The following is a 20,492-nucleotide window of genomic DNA, read 5'->3' as shown; positions in this document are numbered from 1 at the left end:
ATGGATAGAACATAAGGCCGTGAGATTGGGGAGTCAAGGTTGCAGTATGCGCTGACTATTTCTGGGGCTGATGAATGCAGCCTTGTTCAGGCTGACTCATGATTGCACATTGCAGGCGTAACCGATCGAAAGTTCATCATAAAAAAGGCGGGCCATGCGGCCCGCCTTGTCTCTGCAATTATGTGCCGCTTATTGGGCGGCGATCCAGGCGTTGGCTTCCTCAAGGTTGAGCGTGCCCTCGTACAGCGCCCTGCCGCTCACAGCGCCAGCAAGGCTGGTGCTGCGGGTGAGGGGATAGAGCTTCTGCACATCTGCCAGCGTCGCCACTCCGCCCGCCGCGATGACAGGCACCGTGGAAAGGCGCGAAAGATGTTCCAGAGCGGCCACGTTGACGCCGCACTGCATGCCGTCGCGTTCAATATCCGTATAGATGATGAATGCAGCGCCATCGGCCAGCAGGCGGGGCAGAACCCCGTCAACGGTCAGGCCGGTATCGGCAACCCATCCACGTGTCTTGAGTTTGCCGCCATCTGCATCCAGCGAAACGCCAATGCGGCCAGGAAAGGCGCGGCACATCTCGGCAAAAAGCTCGGGCTGTTCAAGAGCCAGGGTGCCGATAATCAGGCGTGAAACGCCCGCGTCAAAATAGGCCTGGGCTGTTGCCATGTCGCGGATACCGCCGCCAAGCTGCACGGGAATGGACAGCTCGGTGCAGATACGGCGCACGATCTCGCGGCTTTTCGCCGCGCCGTCAAAGGCTCCGTCCAGATCAACCACGTGCAGCCATTGAGCGCCTCGCGCTTCCCAGGCTTTGGCGGCGTCTGTGGGGTCTTCGGCAAAGACGGTGCTTTCATGGGCGCGGCCCTGCTTGAGGCGCACGGCCTTACCGTCCTGAATGTCCACGGCGGGAAACAGAATCATAAACCCATATCCTTTACTGCTTTGCGCATGCCGTCTTCGGTCAGTTCTTCAGCCGTGACCCACTGGCCGCGCCGTTTGAAGAACGTACCGACGTTCATCAGATTGTCCACAAGGCCTTCCTGCCTTTCTTCAAAGACGGAGCGCGACATGATGGAGCCGTTGGCAATGTTGATGAGGAAAAACTCAACGCGCACATGGGCTGGCTCGGTAACACCGGCCGTGGAACCCTGGCGCTCGTGCCAGTCAAGAATCTGCGGCACCAGCAGCAGTTGCGCGCCCTGCTTCTTGCCATAGGCAATCCAGAGCGGCAGCGCCTGCGGCTGCTCGGAACTGTGGAAGCGCGTAAGATCCCTGGACAGATCAATAGCGTCAATATACTTGAACTGACGTTTGGAATCGGCGGTAAGCACATTGTGGAACCGACGGTCAAGCGAGGGAAGCTGCTCATCGGCAATGCGGCCCTGATTATCAGGGATACGCCCGGTAATAAGCTGGCTTGCGTTGATCGGCTGGGTAAAGGGCGCAACCGATATGACATATGAAGGCGAAATAACGCGGGGAACGTCCGCCGTGCTTGTGGGACGGCGGCTGCAGGCGCAGGCGATCAGCATGAGGCAGAGCGCGGGCAGCAACAGCATACGAAGTCGGGATTGCATCAATCAAGACCTCCCTTTGTGCTTCTGATGGTTGTGCCGTTTCGGCGCACTGCCTGAGCCAGGGCAAGCCCCAGCCCCTTGGCCGCCGATTCCAGCAGATGATGTCCGTTCTGGCCATAGCGGAATTCCACATGCAGATTGCAGCGCGCACTGCTTGCAAATGCCTTGTAAAATTCCCGCCAGAGGTCTTTTTCTTCTCCGGCCAGAACCGGGGGCAGCAGTTCGCCGCCGCGCCACTCAAGCCAGGGGCGGCCCGAGATATCAACGGTGGCTTCCGCCAGGGCTTCGTCCATGGGAACACGCCCATAGCCCACGCGGGCAATGCCCGCCCTGTCGCCAAGGGCTTCAAGCAGCGCCTTGCCGAGCAGCAGCCCCACGTCTTCTGTGGTGTGGTGGGCGTCCACTTCCATGTCGCCCTCGCACACCAGCCGCAAATCCATACCAGCCCAAAAAGCTGTCAGCGTCAACATATGGTCGAGCAGGCCAAAACCTGTTTTCACGTCCGTAATGCCCTGACCGTCAATGTTCAGTTCAAGCCGGATGTCGGTTTCGGCGCTTTTGCGCTCTTGCGTGGAGGTTCTGGGGGCGATGTCACTCATGGATTCTCCGAGGTATTTTCATCCTTGCCCGGTTTTGTCTCGGTCCCGGCGGTTTCGCCGTCTTCGCCTTCGGGCTTTTCGTCGGACTCGTCTTCTTTCGCAGGCTTTTTGCCAAAACCAGCCGCCACAAAGATGCTCACTTCATAAAGAACAAGCATGGGCGCGGCCATGAGCAACTGCGAAACCACATCGGGCGGTGAAAGAATTGCCGCCACGATGAAAATGGCCAGAATGGCATAACGCCGTACACGGCGCATAAGCTCCGCCGTGATAATGCCCATGCGCGCCAGAAAGAAGGCAAACAGCGGCATTTCAAACACAAGGCCAAAGGCAAGAATGAGCTTGAGCACAAAGCTCAGATAATCGCTGATCTTGGGCATGGTTACGATGGTGTCGGTGGCGTAGCTCATGAAGAAGGCAAATGCGTTGGGAAAAACCACAAAGTAGCAGAAGGCCCCGCCGCTGATAAAGAAGAAGGCCGACATGACGGCAACGGGTATGATGCTCCGTTTTTCTTCTTCATACAGACCGGGGGCGATGAAGGCCCATACCTGATAAAAAATTGCAGGGCTGCTCACAAACACGCCAGCCACAAAGGCAATGTGCATGCGGGTGAAAAAGCCTTCGGGCAGGGTGGTGTAGATGGCGTGCGAGCCGTCAGGCAGAACGCTCAGCAGGGGGGCCACAAGGGCGTCAAAAATGGGATCAACCACGGCCCAGCAGGCTATAAAGCCCACCATGACGGCGAGGCAGCAGCGAACCAGACGGCCGCGCAGCTCCGAGAGGTGATCCATGAGGCCCATGGGCCTGTCGTCAGCCTCTTCTTCCTCCACCTCGTCTTCCGGCGTGGCAGGAGGCGTGCTTTCGCTCTGGATGGGCAGATTTTCAGGCTCTGCCGCAGGGCTTTGCACTGCGCCAGCCGGGGGAACAGGGGGCAGAGGAGGCTGCCCGTCAGCCTGTGTTCCCGGCGTGGCTTCCGGTGCCGTTTCGGGCGCCGTTGCTGCGGTGGGTTCTTCCGAAGGTTCTGCCGCTGCTACAGGCGTATCCGCAGGGGCCGCCCCCTGAGGGGACGGGTCCGCTGCGTTTTGATTTGTCTTGTTGAGGTCGGAATGTTCCCCTGCGGTCTCAGGGGTAGACGGGGATGCGACCACCTCGGGGCTCAAGGGTTTATCCGCACTCATGCCTTGCCGCCATTGTCAGGGGTGGCGGCGGCCTGAGGCGCACCTGCGGGAGCGGAGGCCAGCTTGGCTTCTGCGGCTTCGGCCTCGGCCTTTGTTTTGGCAAGGGCTTCAGCCAACGGGCTGCCAGCGGGCGGTGCAACCGGAGCTGCCCCTTCGGCGGATGCTGCCGTGCCCGCAACAGGCTGGGTCTCGGCCTTGCCCTCTGCCGCGTGGGCTGCATCCGCAACCGGAGCGTCGGCAATCGGAGCTTCCGCTACAGTGGGCTTGGGGGCCTCGGGCTGAGCCGTTGCTGTCGAAGCCGTGGCTGTGGTCTGCCCTGCATCGGAGGCAGGCCGGGTGGCCGTGGCGTCAATTACCGCCTCTGAGGCAGGAATATTATCAGCTTGTGCCGTTGCGGCAGGCTGGGCCTCGGTTGCCGCTGCGGCAGCAGCGGCCATTTCGGCGGCGTGGGCTTCCTTGGCTGCGGCAGCAGCTTCTTTTGCCGCTCTGGCGGCTTCCTGCTTGCGCTTACGCTGTTCCTCTTCCTCGGCCTCAGCATTCAGCGTGCGCTGAAAGTCTGTGGACACTCGGCGGAACTCGCCCATGGCCTTGCCCAGCGTGCGCGACACGTTGGCAAGGCTTTTGGGGCCAAGTACAATGAGAGCCACCACAAGGATGACCAGAAGTTCAGTGCTTCCTATCCCGAACATGCTGCCCCCTTATTCCCACTCAATTGTGCTCGGCGGCTTGGAAGAAACGTCGTACACCACGCGGTTGACGCCCTTGACCTCGTTGATGATGCGGCTCGACATGCGCTCGATCAGTTCCGCAGGCAGGCGCGCCCAGTCAGCGGTCATGGCGTCCACGCTGTCGACCACGCGCAGGGCGATAACATGCTCATAGGTGCGGCCATCGCCCATAACGCCAACGGTCTTGAGCGGCAGCAGCACGGCAAAGCCCTGCCACACCTTGCGGTACCAGCCGGATTCGCGCAGTTCCTGCTGCACGATCCTGTCGGCCAGGCGCAGAATCTGGAGGCGTTCTTCGGTGATTTCGCCAAGCACGCGGATGGCAAGGCCGGGGCCGGGGAAGGGATGCCGCCACACGATGGAATCGGGCATGCCAAGCTCTGCGGCAACCTTGCGCACTTCGTCCTTGAAGAGTTCGCGCAGGGGTTCGATGAGCTTGAGCTTCATGGTATCGGGCAAGCCGCCAACGTTGTGGTGGCTCTTGATAACGGCGCTGGGGCCCTTGTGCGAGATGGACTCGATAACGTCAGGGTACAGGGTGCCCTGCGCCAGAAAGTCCACCTGCGGCAGCTTTTTGGATTCTTCGTCGAAAATCTCAATAAAGGTGTGACCGATGATCTTCCGCTTCTTTTCGGGATCATCCACGCCAGCAAGCTTGGAAAGAAAACGTTCCTGCGCCTGCACGAAGTCGAGGTTGAGGTCAAAGTGTTCGCGCAGGTAGCTGACCACTTCATCGCCTTCGCCAAGGCGCAGCAGACCGTTATCCACAAAGATGCAGTGCAGGCGCTTGCCGATGGCCTTGTTGAGCAGCACGGCCACCACAGTGGAGTCGATGCCGCCAGAAAGGGCGCAGACCACGTGGCGGTCGCCCACCTGCTCGGCCATTTCGGCAACCACGCGCTCCACAAATGAAGACATGGTCCAGTCGGGCTTGATGCCCGCAACCTTGAAGAGGAAGTTGCGCAGCATGCGCTCGCCGTCCACGCTGTGGTGCACTTCGGGGTGGAACTGCACGGCGTAGATTTTGCGGGCTTCGTCAGCCATGGCGGCCACATCCAGAGTGGGCGTGCGGCCCGTCACGGTAAAGCCTGGCGGCGGCGCAAGCACCTTGTCGCCATGGCTCATCCACACGCGGCTGGTGGATTCGATGCCTTCCCACAGGGCGCAGGGCGCGGTGAGGGTGAGGTCGGAGGGACCGTATTCGCGCGTGAGCGACTGGGCAAGCTGACCGCCAAGGTTCTGGGCCAGCAGCTGCATTCCGTAGCAGATGCCGAGTACCGGCACGCCAAGCTCAAGAAAACCGGGGTCAAGAACCGGGGCATCGGCTTCGCCCACGCTGGCCGGGCCACCGGAAAGGATGACGGCAGAAGGCTTCATTGCCGCCACCTGAGCGGCGGTGGTGATGCAGGAATGTATTTCGGAGTAAACCCCGGCTTCGCGCACGCGGCGCGCGATGAGCTGGGTGACCTGTGAGCCGTAGTCAATAATTATGACTTTGCTGGGCATATGTGTCCTCGCCTGGTGCTGGCCGTGGCCTGTTGCTGTGCGCCGCTACTGCGCGCCCGGTTAATCCTGCTCCTGATCGTTCGCCTGATCTTTGTCGATCTTTTGCCCGATGGTCGTGATGCCGGGGCCTGTGGGCAATCTGCGGCTTTGTGGCCGCAGCGCTTTCCGCTTGTGTTGCCTTAGGATTTTTTGTCCTCCGCCAAATAAGACGCGCCTGCTTTCCCGGTTGGTGCTTTAGCGGCACGTTGCCGGAAAAGCAGGCGAAATCTGATGCCGCAGAGGGCAAAAGACCGCTGGCAGCGGTTTTGCCTAGTTCTCGATGCGGTAGTTCGGCGCTTCCTTCGTGATAACAACATCGTGGACATGGCTTTCGCGCAGGCCCGCAGGTGAAATCTCACAGAAGGTGGTATTTTCAAAAAGGTCGTTCAGATTGTGCGCGCCCACATAGCCCATGCCGGAGCGCAGGCCGCCCATGAGCTGGTACACGGCTTCCATGACCGGGCCGCGATAAGGTACGCGACCAACAATGCCTTCAGGCACGAGCTTCTTGCTCTTTTCCTGGAAGTAACGGTCAGAGCTGCCATCCTTCATGGCGTCAATGGAACCCATGCCGCGATAAATCTTGTAGGTACGGCCCTGATACAGAATGGTTTCGCCGGGGCTTTCCTCGGTGCCGGCAAAGAGGGAGCCGATCATCACCGAGTGCGCGCCCACCACAAGGGCCTTGACGATATCACCGGAGAACTTGATGCCGCCGTCAGCAATGCAGCAACGGTCCATCTCGCGCGCGGCGCGGCTGCCGTCCATAACGGCGGTAACCTGGGGCACGCCCACGCCAGCCACAATGCGGGTGGTGCAGATGGAGCCGGGTCCGATGCCGATTTTGACGGAATCAGCGCCTGCTTCAAGAATGGCCTTGGCGCCTTCGTAGGTGGCGACGTTGCCTGCCACGAGCTGGCAGTTGGGGAACGCGCCCTTGACCATGCGGATGGCGTTGAGCACGTTGAGCGAATGGCCGTGGGCTGAGTCGAGCACCAGCACGTCCGCGCCAGCCTCGATCAGCTGTTCGGAACGGGATTCGCAGTCGCGCCCGATGCCGATGGCGGCACCCACGCGCAAGCGACCGTTGGAGTCTTTGCAGGCGTTGGGGTACTTCTGGACTTTGTCGATGTCCTTCATGGTGATGAGGCCGCGCAAGAGGCCTTCTTCGTCCACCACCAGAAGCTTTTCGATGCGGTGTTCGTGCAGGTGACGCTTGGACTCTTCAAGCGAGGTGCCCATGGGCACTGTCACGAGGTTGGTGCTGGTCATCACTTCAGAAACGCGCACTGCCGCGCCGTCCTGCACAAAGCGCACGTCGCGGTTGGTAAGAATGCCCACCAGGCGGCCATTCTCAACCACGGGCAAGCCCGACACACGGAAGTCGGACATGAGGTCCAGGGCTTCCTGCACTGTGTTGTTGGGCGAAATGGTCACAGGGTCAAGGATCATGCCGCTTTCGCTCTTCTTGACCTTTTCCACCTCAAGACGCTGCCGCGCAACAGGCATGTTCTTATGGATGATGCCGATGCCGCCCATGCGGGCCATGGAAATGGCCATGGCCGCTTCAGTCACGGTGTCCATGGCGGCGGAGAGCAGGGGGATGCGCAGGGGAATTTCGGGGGTGAGCCAGGTGGAGATGTCAACGGCGTCGGGGGTGATGTCCGAAAAGCCGGGGACTAGCAAAATGTCGTCGAAGGTCAGCGCCTTACCGCGATTGGTGAACATGACGTCCTCGTAATTGGCTGTGATAATTATGCAAATTATAATCCAAAAGACTATCCCCTTGTGCCCCATATGTCAATGATGGCAGCGCTCGCCAGCCCTTGTGTTTCAAGGGGCAGCGGGTACGCGGGATATTCCTGCCGGTGGCGGTTTCAGCGCTAAAGCATGAAGGCGTGCTTTACGTCCGGGCGGTGCATGTGCTGACTGCGCAAGGCCCGCAAGGTGGGGCGCGTCAGCAGGCAATAGTGTTTGCGCCGCTGGGTGAAGGTAAAGTCAGCGCGACCAGAAATCAGAGGCATGTCAGGGCGGTGCTGCGCCCTTGGGCTACTGGTTTTTGTGTCAATCCGCTTGTGTATGCCGCTGTTATGCCACAGTGTGGCGCGGCTCTTGGCATTGAATTGCGGCAGTGCGTGGCGCGCTGCTGTAGTCCAATGGGGTGCTGGCGGCGTACAGCTTTTAGCAAAAATTTGCAAGGGGCCCGCCGTGTGTTGTATGGTGCGGCTCAGCAGGCGGCCTTCTGAAAAGCCGGGCTTCGCGCGGGCATTCTGCGTCTAAGGCTTGACGTGGTGCATCAAACAGCCTATGAATCAGCACTTCGACCAATGCGCGGCTGCACTGTGTGAACAGCGGCTGGCGCAGGGCGGGCGCGAGAGCGCCGATTTTTTCGCCGCGAGGCTGCGGCGCAATGGGGACTTCATGTTCGAGAGCCTTTCCGACAGACTTTCAGGCGTATTCCGCACATTCAGCGGGCGCGGGCAGCTTACCGAAGAAAATGTGCAGGCTGGCCTGCGCGAGGTGCGCCTTGCCCTGCTTGAGGCGGACGTCAACTTCAAGGTCGTTAAAGACTTTGTGGAAAGCGTGCGCGAAAAGTGCCTGGGGCAAGAGGTGCTCAAGGGCGTGAGCCCTGCCCAGCAAGTCATCAAGATTGTTAACGATGAACTTGTGCAGCTGCTTGGCGGCGAAACCGCCGGGTTGAATCTGCAAGGGCGCGAACCTGCGGTCATCATGCTTGTGGGCTTGCAGGGCTCTGGTAAGACGACCTCTGCGGGCAAGATCGCCAATATTCTGCGCAAGCAGAAGCTGCGGCCCTATCTTGTGCCTGCCGACGTGTATCGCCCTGCGGCTATTGACCAGCTGACCGTGCTGTCCAAGCAGCTCGACATGCCTTGTTTCCCCTCCACGGTGGACATGAACCCCGTGGATATTGCCAAGGCCGCGCTTGAAAAAGCCCGCGAAGAGCAGGCCACCGTGCTGCTGATCGACACTGCGGGCCGCCTGCACGTGGACGAGCCGCTCATGCAGGAGCTGGCAGCCATCAAGCAGGCCGTGCAGCCGCAGGAAATTCTGTTTGTTGCCGACGCCATGACCGGTCAGGACGCCGTGACCGTGGCCGAAAGCTTTAACGAGCGCCTTGGCATCACCGGCGTGGTGCTCACTAAGATGGACGGCGATGCGCGCGGCGGCGCTGCTCTCTCCATCCGTTCTGTTACGGGCGCGCCTGTCAAGTTTGTGGGTATGGGCGAAAAACTGTCGGAGATGGAAGTCTTCCACCCCGACCGTATCGCTGGCCGCATCCTCGGCATGGGCGACGTGCTCACCCTGGTTGAAAAGGCGCAGAGCGCCATCAACGCAGAAGAAGCCGAAGAACTGGCCCTCAAGATGAAGAAGGCCAGCTTTGATCTTGAAGATTTCCGCACTCAGATGCGCCGTATCAAAAAGCTCGGTTCGCTCGACAGCATCCTTAAAATGATCCCCGGCATGGGCGGCCTGCGCGACAAGCTGGCCGAGGCCAGCGGGGCCATGCCTGAAAAGGAAATGGCGCGCACTGAGGCTATCATCAGTTCCATGACCATGGCTGAACGCCGCAATCCCGACATCCTCAACGGCAGCCGCAGGGCGCGCATAGCAAAGGGCGCAGGCGTTACTGTTGCCCAGGTTAACCAGCTTGTGCGCCAGTTTGAGCAGATGCGCCAGATGATGAAGGGCATGATGGGTGGCAAGGGCGCCAAAATGCCCGCAATGCCGCGCATGCGCGGCATGCCCCCTGGCATGAACCTGCCCAAGGGGCTTGGCGGTATGCCCAATCTTGGCGGCATGGGCGGAATGCCCGGCATGCCGGGGATGGGTGGAATGCCTGGAATGCCCGGTATGGAAGGTATGCCCGGCGCTCGCGCTGGCGCAACCAAGGCTGCGCCTAAAAAGCGCAAGAAAAAAGAGCGTCCCAAGCGCAAGAAAAAGTAACAATATTTACGGGGCAAGGAGCGCCGCCACGCGCGGCGATGAATCTCTTTGCGCCAGGGCTTCCCGCCCTTGCCCTTTCCCGGGCGCAACGCTAACATAACATCAATCAAAGGGAGTTGGACTCATGGCAGTAAAGTTGAAATTGACCCGCCTCGGCAGCAAAAAGCACCCCTTCTACCGTGTGGTGGCCGCGAATGACGAAACCCGTCGTGATGGCCGTCCGCTGGAATTCCTGGGCTACTACAACCCCATGGTCAATCCGGCTGAAGTGAAGCTTGATGCCGCAAAGATCAAGGAATGGCTGGGTCGTGGCGCTGAGCCCACCAATACCGTGCGCGCTCTTATCAAAGAGCACCTGGGCTAGTTTATTGGGCTTATCTTTGCGGCAACGCAGAGCCTACGGCAAATCTCTTTCAGGCATGCCCTGAAGGAGAACTTTGCTGTTGGCTGTTTTTTGGGAAAGCTCAGGCAATATCTGTCCCGGTTCATCAGAACCGGCGGTGGTCTGCAAGCAGGCCCCGTTTGAGCCGGGGGCGCGCTTGGCGCGCCCGAGGCCCACTGGCTGACCCCCACTGGAGGTACACATGAAGGCCCTGATAGAATACATTGCCAAATCCCTGGTGGATAATCCCGAAGAAGTGCAAGTCAGCGAAGTGGAAGGCGAGCAGACTACGGTTCTTGAGCTCAAGGTCGCCAAAGAGGACCTGGGCAAGGTTATCGGCAAGCAGGGGCGCACGGCCAGGGCCATGCGCACCATTCTGAGCGCCGCTTCCATCAAGTGCAAAAAACGCACAGTGCTGGAAATTCTGGAGTAGCGCCGCGTTCTTTCCATGCTTCTGCTTCCTGAGGGAAGCGGGGAATGGGAAAAACCCGGTTCCGCCTGCTGCAATGCCTGGCATTGCAGCTACGCCTCAGCCCGCCGGAAACCCGGCAGAACTGGAAGTATGACGGAAACCTGGATTCATATGGGTACGCTGGCGCGGCCCCACGGCATCAAAGGGGAGATCTGCATCGACTGGCATGCGGACTCCCCCTTGCTTTTGGATACCCCCCTCTGGCTACAGAAGGGCAAGGACGCGCCGCGCCGTGTCAAGATTGCGGCTGTGCGCAGCCACAAGGAGCGGCCCCTGCTCCTGCTTGAGGGTGTAGCTGACCGCACAGCGGCAGAAGCCCTGCGCGGCTGCAAGCTGTTTGTGCGGCGCGAGGATCTGCCGGAGCCTGATGACGGCGAGGTCTATCTGGAAGATCTGCTCGACTGCGACGTGGTCCTGCCGGACGGTGCCCGCATCGGCAGGCTCGACCATTTTGAGTACCCTGCGGGCCTTGAAATGTGGGTCATCATGACTGATGACGACAAGGAAGTTCTCTTCCCTGCGCGGCCTGAATTTATTGCGGGTTTTGATCTGGAAATTCCCGCTGTGGTCATTGACCCGCCCGAGGGGCTGCTGGATATTTATCTTGCCGAGAGCAAGGCCGAGAGCAAGGCAGAGAACAAGGCCGAGGGCGAGTCCGAAAACAGTTAAGGCACGCGCCGCAAGATTTTTGCCGCTGCTCTGGCGGGCAAGATTTGATCGTGCGGCATGAGCCGCACTGAAACGGGGGAGGAGCTTTCGGCGGAAGGTTCTTCCCCCGAAGTCATTGTACGCACCGCCAGCCACACACAGGAATGACCATGCCGGAATTGCCAGAAGTTGAAACGGTGGCGCGCACCCTGCGCCCCCATGTGGAAGGCTGCGTCATCATGGGCGCAACCCTGCTGCGCGATTCCAGCCTGCATCCTCTGAGCTTGCGGCCCGAAGATTTGCAGGGCTGCGTCATCACTGGCGTGGGCAGGCGCGGCAAACTGCTGCTGCTTGAGCTGGACGCCGCAAAAGCTGCCAGGGCAGACCTGCGCGGCGCAATCGGCCTGCGCCTTGCGCTGCACCTGCGCATGACCGGCCGCCTCATGACTTACCCCGCCCACACTGCGCCTGGCCCGCATACACGCTGCGTGTTTGACCTGAAAGATGCTCAAGGGCAAACGCGCCGTCTTTTTTTTGACGATGTGCGGGCCTTTGGCCTGCTGCTGGCAGGAACGCCGCAAACCATGCAGCAGTGGAGCTTCTGGCGGGAGCTTGGCCCCGAACCGCTGGAACTGACAGACGCCGCCTTTTCTGCCCGGCTTGACGGCAGAAATTCGGCCATCAAGGCGGTGTTGCTGGATCAGAAGGTCATTGCGGGCGTGGGCAATATCTATGCGGATGAAAGCCTGTTTGCCGCAGGCATCGACCCGCGCCGCAAGGCTGGCTCGCTCTCCGCAGCGCAGCGCAGCCGTTTGCTGCGTTGCCTCAAGGATGTGCTGGAACTTTCCATATCGCAGTGCGGCAGCTCCATACGCGATTACCGTGATGCCAACGGCAATGTGGGAGCTTTCCAGAACAGTTTTGCCGTCTATGGCCGCAACGGTCAGGCCTGCAAGGCCTGTGGGCGCGCACTTGAAAAAATCAAGGTGGCGGGCCGCGCCACGGTGTATTGCCCCCATTGCCAGAAGTAGCATTCAGCGGGCGGTTGCTTCTTGCCCCCGCAACACTCCCGAACGTCAAACTACCCGCCCCTAGGGAGCAGGTCTCACACGGATGTTCCGCCGTGTGGCCCGGCCCGCATCGTCCACCACCCTCACGCTCACATCGCCTGCAGTGGCCTGCCAGAGTAGCGGCTCGCCCGGTGCGGTGCTGCCCACATAGCTATCGTTGGCAAACCAGAAAAGTTCGTTCACACCTGCCTCGGCATGGGCCATAAAAACCATGCTGCCATTTTGCGCGTCAGCAGTGCGGCGGTACACAAGTCCGCTCTTGGGCTGAATGATGGTGGGCGGCTGACCGGAGATTTTTTGCTCGCGGCGGCACTGCTCCTCAAAAGGTGGTGGCGGCGGCTTGGGCATGCCCGCCCGGGCGAACATGCGGGCCAGATCGCTGGGCCAGAACTCCCATACGCGCTGCTCCGTGCGGCCATCCTGCGGGGCGCAGGCCCGAAGACCGCTGGCCTTGTCTATCAGGATGCTGCGGAACACGCCTGACGGCGCAACAGGTGATACTCCGGGGATGAACCATGTGAGCGTGGTTTCCGGACAGAGGGACGTATCTAGATCGCCCGTTGCCACGCAGACGCGCAATTTTTCTACATTGAGGCCGGGGGCCGGATCGCGGAAAGGGTCAGTCATGGGTTCCGCCGCCGTCAGCTCGCGGGCCATATCCATAAACAGCGGCGCGGCCACCATGCCGCCCACCAGCAGCGGATTGGCGGTATTGTTGAAATTGCCCACCCAAACGGCCAGCACGTAGGGGCCGAACTGCCCCACGGCCCAGGCATCCCGAAAGCCGTTGGACGTTCCGGTTTTAAGCCGCACGGGCAGCACAGCGCCGCCCTGCGAGCGGGCTATCTTGTCCGGGTCCGGCGCTTCAAGCATGGAGAGGGTCACAAAGGCCGCCTCCGGCGTCAGCAGGGGGAGGGCGGGTGCTGACGGCGCTTCGTCTGATAGAAAGCGCAGGGGCCGCCATACGCCCTTGTTGGCAAGCATGGCATACAGGCCCGCCAGTTCGCGCATGCTCACTTCCGCCCCGCCAAGCACCAGCGACAGGCCGTAGTGGTCTGCGCCATCGGCAAACTCCACCCCGGCGCGGCGCAAAAATTCGTACAGGCTCGGGCGGGTCAGTTTGGCTGCAAGGGTTATGGCGGGCACGTTGCGGCTGGCGCGCAGGGCTTCAGCCGCAGAAAGGGGGCCACGGAACGCGCCGTCATAATTTTCCGGATCATAGCCTGCAAAGCTGTGCGGCGTGTCTGCCATCAGGCTTTGCGGATGGATGAGGCCCTGCTCCAGCGCAAGAGCGTAGATCATGGGCTTGAGGGTGGAGCCGGGGGAGCGCCGCGCGCGCGTGCCGTCCACCTGTCCTTCGATGGATTTGTTGAAAAAGTCGGCGGATCCAGCCAGCGCGCGTACTTCCATGCTGGGCCAGTGCAGCAGCAGGGCCGCGCAGTTGGTGAGGCCGTAGGCACTGTGCCGCGCTGCAAAACGGGCAAGCTGGCGCTCTGTGCGGCGTTGGGCCGTGGTATCCAGCGTTGTGCGCAGTATGTCCGCGCCGGGGCGTTGCAGCAGCTCGGTGCTGAGATGTGGCGCGATGAAGGGCATGTCCTGCGGGCCGTAGACGCGCAGGGGAGCGGATTCCTTTTTGCCGAACCACGTTTCGTTGAGCCTGCGCACGGCCTGGCTGAAGGCCTTGTTGTCGCGGGCCGGTCTGCGGCGGGAGGGGTTTTGCGGCACCAGCATGAGGGCGGCGCTTTCCGCAGGGGCAAGCTGGGCGGCTGTTTTGTGAAAATAGCACACCGCCGCCGCGCCCAGACCCTCCACATTGCCGCCGTATGGCGCAAGGTTGAAATAGGCCTCGAGGATTTCTTCCTTGCTGTAGTGCCATTCCAGTTGCAGGGCCAGCAGCATCTGCCGCAGCTTGGCCCCCATTTTGCCGGTTTCCAGCCCATATGCCAGCCGGGCCACCTGCATGGTGATGGTGGAGCCGCCCATGCGGCGGCCTCCCGTCATGATGCCTGCGGCAGCACGGAAGAGCGAAAGGGGATTGATGCCGGGGTGATACCAGAAAAATCTGTCTTCGTAGCGCAAAACAGTATCCACGGCAGCAGGGGGAATATCCGCCAGCCGTGTGCGGATGCGGTATTTCTGATCGGCGGAAAGGCTGACCCGCATGATGCCGCCGCGTTTGTCCAGCACCATGCGCGAGAATTCCACACCCGCCAGCGGGTGCGGGCAGGGAGCAAAGGCCAGCCAGAGCAAAAGAGCCGCCAGCGGCAGAGCCAGCATGCCTGCGGCAAGTGCCAGACGCCTTCTGCGTCGCAACAGGGCGCAGAAGGCGTCTGGCATATGGGCAGCCCGGTTCCGCACAAGCGGCAAAGCCATACGGAACCGGGCCAGAAGCTTATTCGACAGTGACATTACCGCCGCCCGTGCGGGCGTTTACAGCCGGGTTGTACATGGCTTCAGCAGTGGCTGCGGGCAGCACAAAGCGCCCTCTGGAGGCCGCCCGCACCTTGTAGGTAAAGGTCTGGCGGTCGCCGTTCAGATCCACAAAGAAGATGCCCCTGTCCTCGCGGCGTTCATAGCGCACCAGCCCGTCCTGAGGCTGACTCTGCCCGATCTTTTCCAGCACGGGTTCAAAGCCGCCGGGCAGCAGATCCAGCAACACCACGTTGTTGATTTCTCCACTGGCCTGAACCGCCAGTTCAACCGTGATGACATCGCCAAGCCTGGCTGCGGTTATGGTCTCGCCCTTGGAGTCAAGGTAGCGTCGTTGCAGGCTGATGCCATTGGAAGCATCGCTCATGACCGCGCGGTCAAAACCTTCTGTGGTTACCAGCAGGCTGAGCAATGGCTCGCCCTGCGGCATTTCGACGCGGTAGCGGGTGCAGCCCGGCGCATCAAGAACAAGCGCTCCGCCAAGGGGCGACGCCTTGCCCTCCGCCGGGGTAAAGCCCTGCGCGTACTGCTGGCAGGTCAGGCTGAGGTTGTCCGCCTTGAGGGCGGTTGCTTCACCCATGACCAGCAGGGTCCTAGCCCCAAGGCCCATATCCACCGTGGTGGCGTTAGTGCTGAAGGCGCTGTCCAGCAAGTCGGCCATACGCAGATTTTTTTTCTTTTCCGGGAAGTGCCGCACCACCATGAGGGCATGCAGCGCCCGGACAGCGCCATTGCTCATGAATTCGTCATCGCAGCGGGTGAGTGCCGCAGGCATTCGCTGTTCGGCCCTGCGCCGCAGCCGCAGCATATCGTAGCTGTCCGCCAGAAAGGCGGCGGCTATGTCGTTTTCCCATCCCTTGAAGTTGTCCTTGAGCCACTGCTCGATGCGCTCCAGATCCTGAGTCATGATGCGGCCATCACGTTGCAGAATCCAGGCCCCGTAGAGCTTGACGCGGGCATCGGCCATGTCGGTGGGCGAGCGGCCCACAATGGATTCAAGGGTATCGAGCAGGTTGTGCGAAAGCCCCTCGGGCGTGACGGTTCCGCTGTCCCGCAGGGTCAGCAGAAAGTCCGCCGCGTAGGCGGTGACAAAGTCATTGGCTGTGCCGCCGGGCCACAGGCTTACGCCTTCATACTGGGTAAAGTTGCCCATGATGGCGCTCAATGCGGCGCTGATAACCTTGTTGCCGCGCTTGAGCATGGTCTCGGGGCTGATGTTGGGATTGCGCAATACCTCGTGCCGCGCCTCGGGCGAACCCAGCAGGGCGGCGTAGGGCATGGCTCGGCTGATGAGCTGCTCCGTGCAGCCGTAAGGGTAGGTGTCCAGCCGCGCAAGCAGCGAACGCAGGGCAAGCACGGGCATGGCGCCCACACTGGCCTGTCCCTGGGCCTCAAAAGGATACAGGTTGCGCTGCACGTCAACGCTTGTGGGGCCGCGCAGCGGGGTAACGCTCTCCGTGCGCAGACGCGGCATGGGCGGGCGTATGGATACAGTCTGTGTGCGGATAACGGGCTTGCCTGCCTTGACGTTGTCTGGCCCGGCTTTGTCTGCTTTGGGATTTTCAAGGCTTGCCGTAAAGCGCACGGCGGCTTCGCCAAGGATATCCTGCGCCCGCATGCGGAAGTTGATGGTTGCCTCGCCGTTTTCATCCACGGTCACGGTTTGGGGTGCGGGTTCCTGAGCAAAGGCCAGCCCGCCGGAGGCGCTTTCCATCTTCACGCGCACCCGCGCGCCGGGGCCGCTGCCTTCAATGGTGTTGGCCACAACCAGCGCGCCGTCAAACTCGTCGCCGGGGGCGGCTGCCAGCGGCAGCAAGGGCTTGAGAATGAGCGTGCCGCGCACTTCCATGGAAGCCTCTGTTCTGCCCGCCAGGGCGATGCCCTGTCTGGGTGCGGCGCTGCCCACGGCCATGATGCGGATTTTGCCGCTGGCGTACTGCGGCACGGTAAAGCGCACCTCAGTACCCTTGGCGTCCACTGGCACAATTTCCTGCCACAGGGCAAAGGGAGGCTCGCCCCTGCGTTTGAAAGGATTAAGGAAGCGCCCGCCGGGGCCGGACATGTCGCCGCCGAAACCGGGAATGCGCCCGCGCAGGCGCGCATGGTCGGGCATGAGCAGGTCAAATATCTGGGCGGTGCTCACATCCAGCGCCCGGTCACCTAAAAGGTCGCGCAGCGGGTCTGGCGTGGTAAAGCCCGTGAGTTGCAGCACGCCCTCATCCACGGCAAAAATCAGCGCGCGGCCCGGCACCCGGGAGGTAAGCCGCACGGTGACGGTATCGCCCGGCAAGGCCCGCGCCGGGGCGGTAAGGGCAAGGCCCAGATCGCGCTGGTCAATGCCCGCCATAAAGGGAGCCACGGCGACCACGTGCGGTTTCATGTAGATCACGTCCGAATCCAGCGAACGGGCGTAGGAAACGTTTACATAGCCTCGACCCTGGAAGTCATCGGGAATGCGGATTTCCTGCACGCTTTCGCCAGCCTGCGCCGTGAACCATGCCTGAGCCAGCACGTTTTCGCGCTCAATGGTGATGAGGCCCGCGCCCGCGTAGGGCGTGGAAATGCGCATTTTGATGGTGTCGCCGGGGGAGTACTGCTGCTTGTCGAGCTTGAGGCGCAGATCGCCCTTGGCAAGAGATTCCGTTGAAAGGGCCGAAGGCTGGGCAAGTCTGTCGCCAGCCACTGTGTAGGGGATGACCGCCAGTACGGCCCCGTCTGTCTGACGCACGGTGAGCAGAAAATCACCCGCATCAGTGGTGGGCAGTGGCAGGGAGAGGCCCTGCGTTCCGAAATCAAGAGTTTTGCGCGTCAGTTCCGTATCGACGGGCGTGGCGTCATAGCGGTATTCGCCCCTGGAATCCGTTACCAGGCTGTTGACATAGCGCCGGGCAGAAAACACGGCTTCGGCCTTGGCAAGGTTTACGGGCGCAAGGTCGTTGTTCAGCACCAGCAGGCGCAGGGATGCCTTGGCGTTTTGCGGGATGTAGTCAAGGTTGTTGACCTCGCCTTCGGGCTTGTAGCCAAGAGCCACCACCAGAGGCGAGAACAGCGCGTCAAGCTGGCGGGTAACGGCCCTGCCGCCCGCAGGCTCAAAGCCTTCTATCTGCACGGCCCCGCGCAGAGTACCGGCCTGCAACCTGCCCAGAGGCAGGGCAAAGGCGGCTATGCCCTTGCTGTCTGTAAATGCTGCGGGCAGTTCCAGAGACTGGCCTTCGCCCTCAAAGCCCGCAGGCTCATAGAATGTATAGTCTTCGTATCCTGCAAAGTGCAGGCGGCTTTTTTCCGTGCGCAGGGTCGCTTGAACGCGGTGATTGACCGCAGGTTCGCCATACAGATTGTCCAGCCGCGCCTGCGCTTCCATAGCCGGGGCCTCCTGCCCGGTGCGTATCCAGCCCTTGGGCGCTGCGGGCGTAAACGAGGCTGCAAGGGCCAGGGTGTCGGGCTGGAATTCTTCAACGCGTACGCGGGTGCTGCCCAACACGGGCGAAGCGCCGGATCGGGCAGTGTCGCCCGGCAGGCGCACATCAAGCTGGTACGAGCCAACGGCGGCATCCTCGGGGCAGGCCCAGTCAAAGGAATTCAGGCCGTCTTCGCCCACGGTAAAGGCGCGGCGCATGACCTCCGCCCCGGTGGGGCTGACAAGCACCGCCTCCAGCGGCAGACCGGCGGGCATGGGCTGCCAGTCAAACCGCCGCACAATGCAGCCAAAGTGCAGGGTCTCGCCCGGCAGGTAGATGCCGCGCTGGCTGAAAACCGAGGCGCTGAGGCCATCCGCCGAGGTGTGGCGGCCAGAAATGGCAAAGTTGCTGTAATCCACCATACGGGTGGCATCGTCCAGTGAGAGCCACGCCAGATCCTGCGGGCCAGCGTCTTTGGTCGCATCGGCGGTTTTTCCGGCTGCGGGGGCCAGAGCCACCACGGCCACCGGGCGTTTTTCGCGTTCAAGGCCATTGGCGGGCGGCAGGTCGGCGCGGCCCTGCGCGTTGGTGACGGCGCTTTGCAGCGGCAAACCGTTAAGACCCAGCAGGCGCACTTCCGCGCCCTGCACGGGCTGGCCAGTGCCCAGATGCTGCACAAAGACCGTGCGCGCTCCGTCTCCCGCCATTTTAACGGTCAGGCCCATATCTGTAACCAGCAGCAGGCGAGCAGCATAGGCAATGGATTTATCACCGCTGTATCCGGTCAGCTCTATGCGCATGAGCCCGTGCACCGGCTCCTTGCCGCCGCGCAGCAGCGGGGCCAGATCAAGCACGGGAAAGGAAGAAGCGCCTGCCTGTTCCTTGCGTACTTCAATGCGGCCTTCCACCACATCGCTCATGACGTCCATATCCGCCGTGGGGTATTCAAAGCCGGATTCTTTTGCGGCAAGGGCCAGAAAAGGATCGCGGACTCGCTCGGCGCGCCAGGCCACGGAGGTAAGACCTGTGGCGTAAATATCCAGTTTTTTCTGGCCGCTCAGGGTCAGCACGTTGCCGGGCTGCAAAAAGCCCACTTCGGTGCCGAGGGAGGGCACTGTCATGATAAAGCGGCGAACCTGCGCTGTTTCCGGCCCTGCGGTGGAGGGCAGGCCCTTGTCCACGGCTGCCAGCAGCCCGCGCCCGGCCTCTGCGGGAATGCGCAGCAAAATACGGTCTGCCGGTTCATCGGCGGCCTGCATCAGCTCCGGCTTGAGGCGCGCGCCGTTTTTAACGTCTTCAGGGCTGATGGCGGGCATTTTTGTCCAGTCAGCATCTTTCCCTGCCTCGGCGGTGAGCTTGCGGGGCAACTGGATAAGCTCAAGCTTGCGCAGCAGCTCTGTAGGCAGGACGCGCAGGGTGGTTTTGACCTCGAGCTGAAATTTTTTGTCCAGCTTGTCGTCATAGACGGGATTAATGGTAATTTTAGCCACATCCATCAGGCGGGCGCGCCCGGTGATGGAGAAGAGGGCCTCCACGCTCGGCGGAGCCTTGGCGTCCTTTTTGGGCGCAACGACCACGCATTTGCCCGAGCCTTCGGCAAATGCGGGCAAGCCCTTGATGCTGATGCGGGCGGCGGCGTTGTTTTCCGGCAGGGCTGTGACGGGCGCGGTGACGACCACCTCGTCGCGGCGTTCGTTCCACACAAGGCGGGGCGCGCCAAGGGCAAGGCCGCTTTTAGCATCGCTGGGGGCAATGCTAATGCGCCCATCCATATCCTGCGTGCCCACGGGCCAGATAAAGCGCAAGGGCACGGAAACGGCGTGCGCGCCCTTGGGCGAGGGATCAATCCAGAAGGTTTCCTTGCCCACGCGCACGGCCTGGGGCTGGGTGGCGTATACGGCCTGCCGCTTGAGAGAGAACCGTCCCGGTAAAGCCATTTTTTCCAGCGAAATGGTGTAGCGGGTATCAGGCGACAAGTGCTCCTTGGGGGTAAATTCCATGGTGGAGTCGTCAACCCAGCGCCACACGCCAGCCACGGGCGGGGTCATGCGCACGCCATCCACAACGCGTCCTTCCTCGCCAGCCGGGGAAGAGGCGCACTGGCGCGACCAATCCGCGCCGTATTCTTTCTTGCAGCGGGCTTCATCCACCTGAAAAGTTATGGAAAACCCTTCGCGGCGCAGCCAGTTGTCCTCCTGCGGATTGCTGGGGGCGGCAACCCGGTAGGCAGGCCCGGCCAGAGCCGGAGCGGCTTGCAGAAAAACAGCCAGAATTATGAGCAGGAAACGCAGTGGCGTTGTCGGCATGATTCCTCCGCAGTGCGGTAAAGGGCAGGAGCGAAAATCCGGTGCCCGCATGGCCCGGAGCGCTGCAAAACAGGTGGAATTATGAAGGAAGCGCCCGCTAACGCTACGCGTTAACAGGTGCTATGCTATGAATGCCGGATTCGGCACTATTTGTCTACGGCAGTCATGGAACAGGGACGGGGGCTGCTGA

At 61.5% G+C, this 20,492-nt stretch carries 16 protein-coding genes; 6 read left to right on the top strand and 10 right to left on the bottom strand.

The window, feature by feature from the left end; translation table 11 throughout:
• Positions 1–189: 189 nt before the first annotated feature.
• From hisA to guaA, 6 genes are all read right to left on the bottom strand, one after another.
• Positions 190–921 (bottom strand): 1-(5-phosphoribosyl)-5-[(5-phosphoribosylamino)methylideneamino]imidazole-4-carboxamide isomerase, encoded by a 732-nt coding sequence (gene hisA / locus ACUZ79_RS13850; RefSeq protein ID WP_449251941.1) that lies wholly within the window; start codon positions 919–921, stop codon positions 190–192.
• Positions 918–1,577, bottom strand: coding sequence for a hypothetical protein (locus ACUZ79_RS13845; RefSeq protein ID WP_240824854.1), 660 nt, complete (start codon positions 1,575–1,577; stop codon positions 918–920). Before ACUZ79_RS13845 ends, hisA begins: the two co-directional genes overlap by 4 nt.
• The gene (locus tag ACUZ79_RS13840) at positions 1,577–2,176 is read right to left on the bottom strand and encodes an imidazoleglycerol-phosphate dehydratase (protein WP_276612889.1); all 600 of its coding nucleotides are present in this window, start codon (positions 2,174–2,176) and stop codon (positions 1,577–1,579) included. The genes ACUZ79_RS13845 and ACUZ79_RS13840 overlap by 1 nt, the downstream gene beginning before the upstream one ends.
• Positions 2,173–2,979, bottom strand: coding sequence for a twin-arginine translocase subunit TatC (gene tatC / locus ACUZ79_RS13835; protein ID WP_449252180.1), 807 nt, complete (start codon positions 2,977–2,979; stop codon positions 2,173–2,175). Before tatC ends, ACUZ79_RS13840 begins: the two co-directional genes overlap by 4 nt.
• A gap of 374 nt (positions 2,980–3,353) precedes the next feature.
• A complete protein-coding gene (tatB, locus tag ACUZ79_RS13830) occupies positions 3,354–4,046 on the bottom strand; it encodes a Sec-independent protein translocase protein TatB (protein WP_449251940.1) in 693 nt (230 codons plus the stop codon).
• Positions 4,047–4,055: 9 nt separating this feature from the next.
• Positions 4,056–5,591: a glutamine-hydrolyzing GMP synthase gene (gene guaA, locus ACUZ79_RS13825; protein ID WP_240824857.1), complete on the bottom strand. Its 1,536-nt coding sequence runs from the start codon at positions 5,589–5,591 to the stop codon at positions 4,056–4,058.
• On the opposite strand from guaA, the gene ACUZ79_RS13820 reads away from it, so the two are divergent.
• Positions 5,592–5,774 carry a hypothetical protein gene (locus ACUZ79_RS13820; RefSeq protein WP_449251939.1) on the top strand — a complete coding sequence of 61 codons (183 nt, stop codon included), beginning with the start codon at positions 5,592–5,594 and terminating at the stop codon, positions 5,772–5,774.
• Positions 5,775–5,900: 126 nt separating this feature from the next.
• On the opposite strand, the gene guaB is transcribed toward ACUZ79_RS13820, so the two are convergent.
• Positions 5,901–7,358 carry an IMP dehydrogenase gene (gene guaB / locus ACUZ79_RS13815; RefSeq protein ID WP_240824858.1) on the bottom strand — a complete coding sequence of 486 codons (1,458 nt, stop codon included), beginning with the start codon at positions 7,356–7,358 and terminating at the stop codon, positions 5,901–5,903.
• Between the two features lie 155 nt (positions 7,359–7,513).
• Complete coding sequence (locus ACUZ79_RS13810; protein ID WP_449251938.1) at positions 7,514–7,654, bottom strand: hypothetical protein; 141 nt, start codon at positions 7,652–7,654, stop codon at positions 7,514–7,516.
• Positions 7,655–8,051: 397 nt separating this feature from the next.
• Between ACUZ79_RS13810 and ffh the strand changes: the two genes are divergently transcribed.
• The 5 genes from ffh to mutM all read left to right on the top strand — a co-directional run bounded on the left by ffh (position 8,052) and on the right by mutM (position 12,129).
• The gene (gene ffh / locus ACUZ79_RS13805) at positions 8,052–9,596 is read left to right on the top strand and encodes a signal recognition particle protein (protein WP_192113408.1); all 1,545 of its coding nucleotides are present in this window, start codon (positions 8,052–8,054) and stop codon (positions 9,594–9,596) included.
• Positions 9,597–9,720: 124 nt separating this feature from the next.
• Entirely contained in the window at positions 9,721–9,960 is a 240-nt protein-coding gene (gene rpsP, locus ACUZ79_RS13800; protein ID WP_192113338.1) for a 30S ribosomal protein S16, read from the top strand.
• A 220-nt stretch (positions 9,961–10,180) separates the two neighbouring features.
• Positions 10,181–10,411, top strand: coding sequence for a KH domain-containing protein (locus ACUZ79_RS13795; protein ID WP_192113339.1), 231 nt, complete (start codon positions 10,181–10,183; stop codon positions 10,409–10,411).
• Positions 10,412–10,540: 129 nt separating this feature from the next.
• Positions 10,541–11,119, top strand: a complete 579-nt coding sequence (rimM, locus tag ACUZ79_RS13790) for a ribosome maturation factor RimM (protein ID WP_449251937.1) — start codon at positions 10,541–10,543, stop codon at positions 11,117–11,119.
• A gap of 149 nt (positions 11,120–11,268) precedes the next feature.
• A complete protein-coding gene (gene mutM / locus ACUZ79_RS13785; protein ID WP_240824861.1) occupies positions 11,269–12,129 on the top strand; it encodes a bifunctional DNA-formamidopyrimidine glycosylase/DNA-(apurinic or apyrimidinic site) lyase in 861 nt (286 codons plus the stop codon).
• 60 nt (positions 12,130–12,189) lie between these two features.
• Here the strand turns inward: mutM and pbpC are convergent, their stop codons facing one another.
• Both pbpC and ACUZ79_RS13775 read right to left on the bottom strand, forming a co-directional pair.
• The gene (gene pbpC, locus ACUZ79_RS13780; protein ID WP_449251936.1) at positions 12,190–14,577 is read right to left on the bottom strand and encodes a penicillin-binding protein 1C; all 2,388 of its coding nucleotides are present in this window, start codon (positions 14,575–14,577) and stop codon (positions 12,190–12,192) included.
• Entirely contained in the window at positions 14,561–20,302 is a 5,742-nt protein-coding gene (locus tag ACUZ79_RS13775) for an alpha-2-macroglobulin (protein WP_449251935.1), read from the bottom strand. Before ACUZ79_RS13775 ends, pbpC begins: the two co-directional genes overlap by 17 nt.
• Between the last annotated feature and the right edge of the window lie 190 nt (positions 20,303–20,492).

The organism is Desulfovibrio faecalis (assembly GCF_053570625.1).
Note: the sequence above shows the minus strand (reverse complement) of the source record. Positions and strands in the feature narration are given on the sequence as shown.

What these genes read in the sequence shown, in the direction of transcription:
- hisA (WP_449251941.1), bottom strand. Translation starts at nt 921, where the DNA reads ATGATTCTGTTTCCCGCCGTGGACATTCAGGACGGTAAGGCCGTGCGC.
- ACUZ79_RS13845 (WP_240824854.1), bottom strand. Translation starts at nt 1,577, where the DNA reads ATGCAATCCCGACTTCGTATGCTGTTGCTGCCCGCGCTCTGCCTCATG.
- ACUZ79_RS13840 (WP_276612889.1), bottom strand. Translation starts at nt 2,176, where the DNA reads ATGAGTGACATCGCCCCCAGAACCTCCACGCAAGAGCGCAAAAGCGCC.
- tatC (WP_449252180.1), bottom strand. Translation starts at nt 2,979, where the DNA reads ATGGGCCTCATGGATCACCTCTCGGAGCTGCGCGGCCGTCTGGTTCGC.
- tatB (WP_449251940.1), bottom strand. Translation starts at nt 4,046, where the DNA reads ATGTTCGGGATAGGAAGCACTGAACTTCTGGTCATCCTTGTGGTGGCT.
- guaA (WP_240824857.1), bottom strand. Translation starts at nt 5,591, where the DNA reads ATGCCCAGCAAAGTCATAATTATTGACTACGGCTCACAGGTCACCCAG.
- ACUZ79_RS13820 (WP_449251939.1), top strand. Translation starts at nt 5,592, where the DNA reads ATGTGTCCTCGCCTGGTGCTGGCCGTGGCCTGTTGCTGTGCGCCGCTA.
- guaB (WP_240824858.1), bottom strand. Translation starts at nt 7,358, where the DNA reads ATGTTCACCAATCGCGGTAAGGCGCTGACCTTCGACGACATTTTGCTA.
- ACUZ79_RS13810 (WP_449251938.1), bottom strand. Translation starts at nt 7,654, where the DNA reads ATGCCTCTGATTTCTGGTCGCGCTGACTTTACCTTCACCCAGCGGCGC.
- ffh (WP_192113408.1), top strand. Translation starts at nt 8,052, where the DNA reads ATGTTCGAGAGCCTTTCCGACAGACTTTCAGGCGTATTCCGCACATTC.
- rpsP (WP_192113338.1), top strand. Translation starts at nt 9,721, where the DNA reads ATGGCAGTAAAGTTGAAATTGACCCGCCTCGGCAGCAAAAAGCACCCC.
- ACUZ79_RS13795 (WP_192113339.1), top strand. Translation starts at nt 10,181, where the DNA reads ATGAAGGCCCTGATAGAATACATTGCCAAATCCCTGGTGGATAATCCC.
- rimM (WP_449251937.1), top strand. Translation starts at nt 10,541, where the DNA reads ATGACGGAAACCTGGATTCATATGGGTACGCTGGCGCGGCCCCACGGC.
- mutM (WP_240824861.1), top strand. Translation starts at nt 11,269, where the DNA reads ATGCCGGAATTGCCAGAAGTTGAAACGGTGGCGCGCACCCTGCGCCCC.
- pbpC (WP_449251936.1), bottom strand. Translation starts at nt 14,577, where the DNA reads ATGTCACTGTCGAATAAGCTTCTGGCCCGGTTCCGTATGGCTTTGCCG.
- ACUZ79_RS13775 (WP_449251935.1), bottom strand. Translation starts at nt 20,302, where the DNA reads ATGCCGACAACGCCACTGCGTTTCCTGCTCATAATTCTGGCTGTTTTT.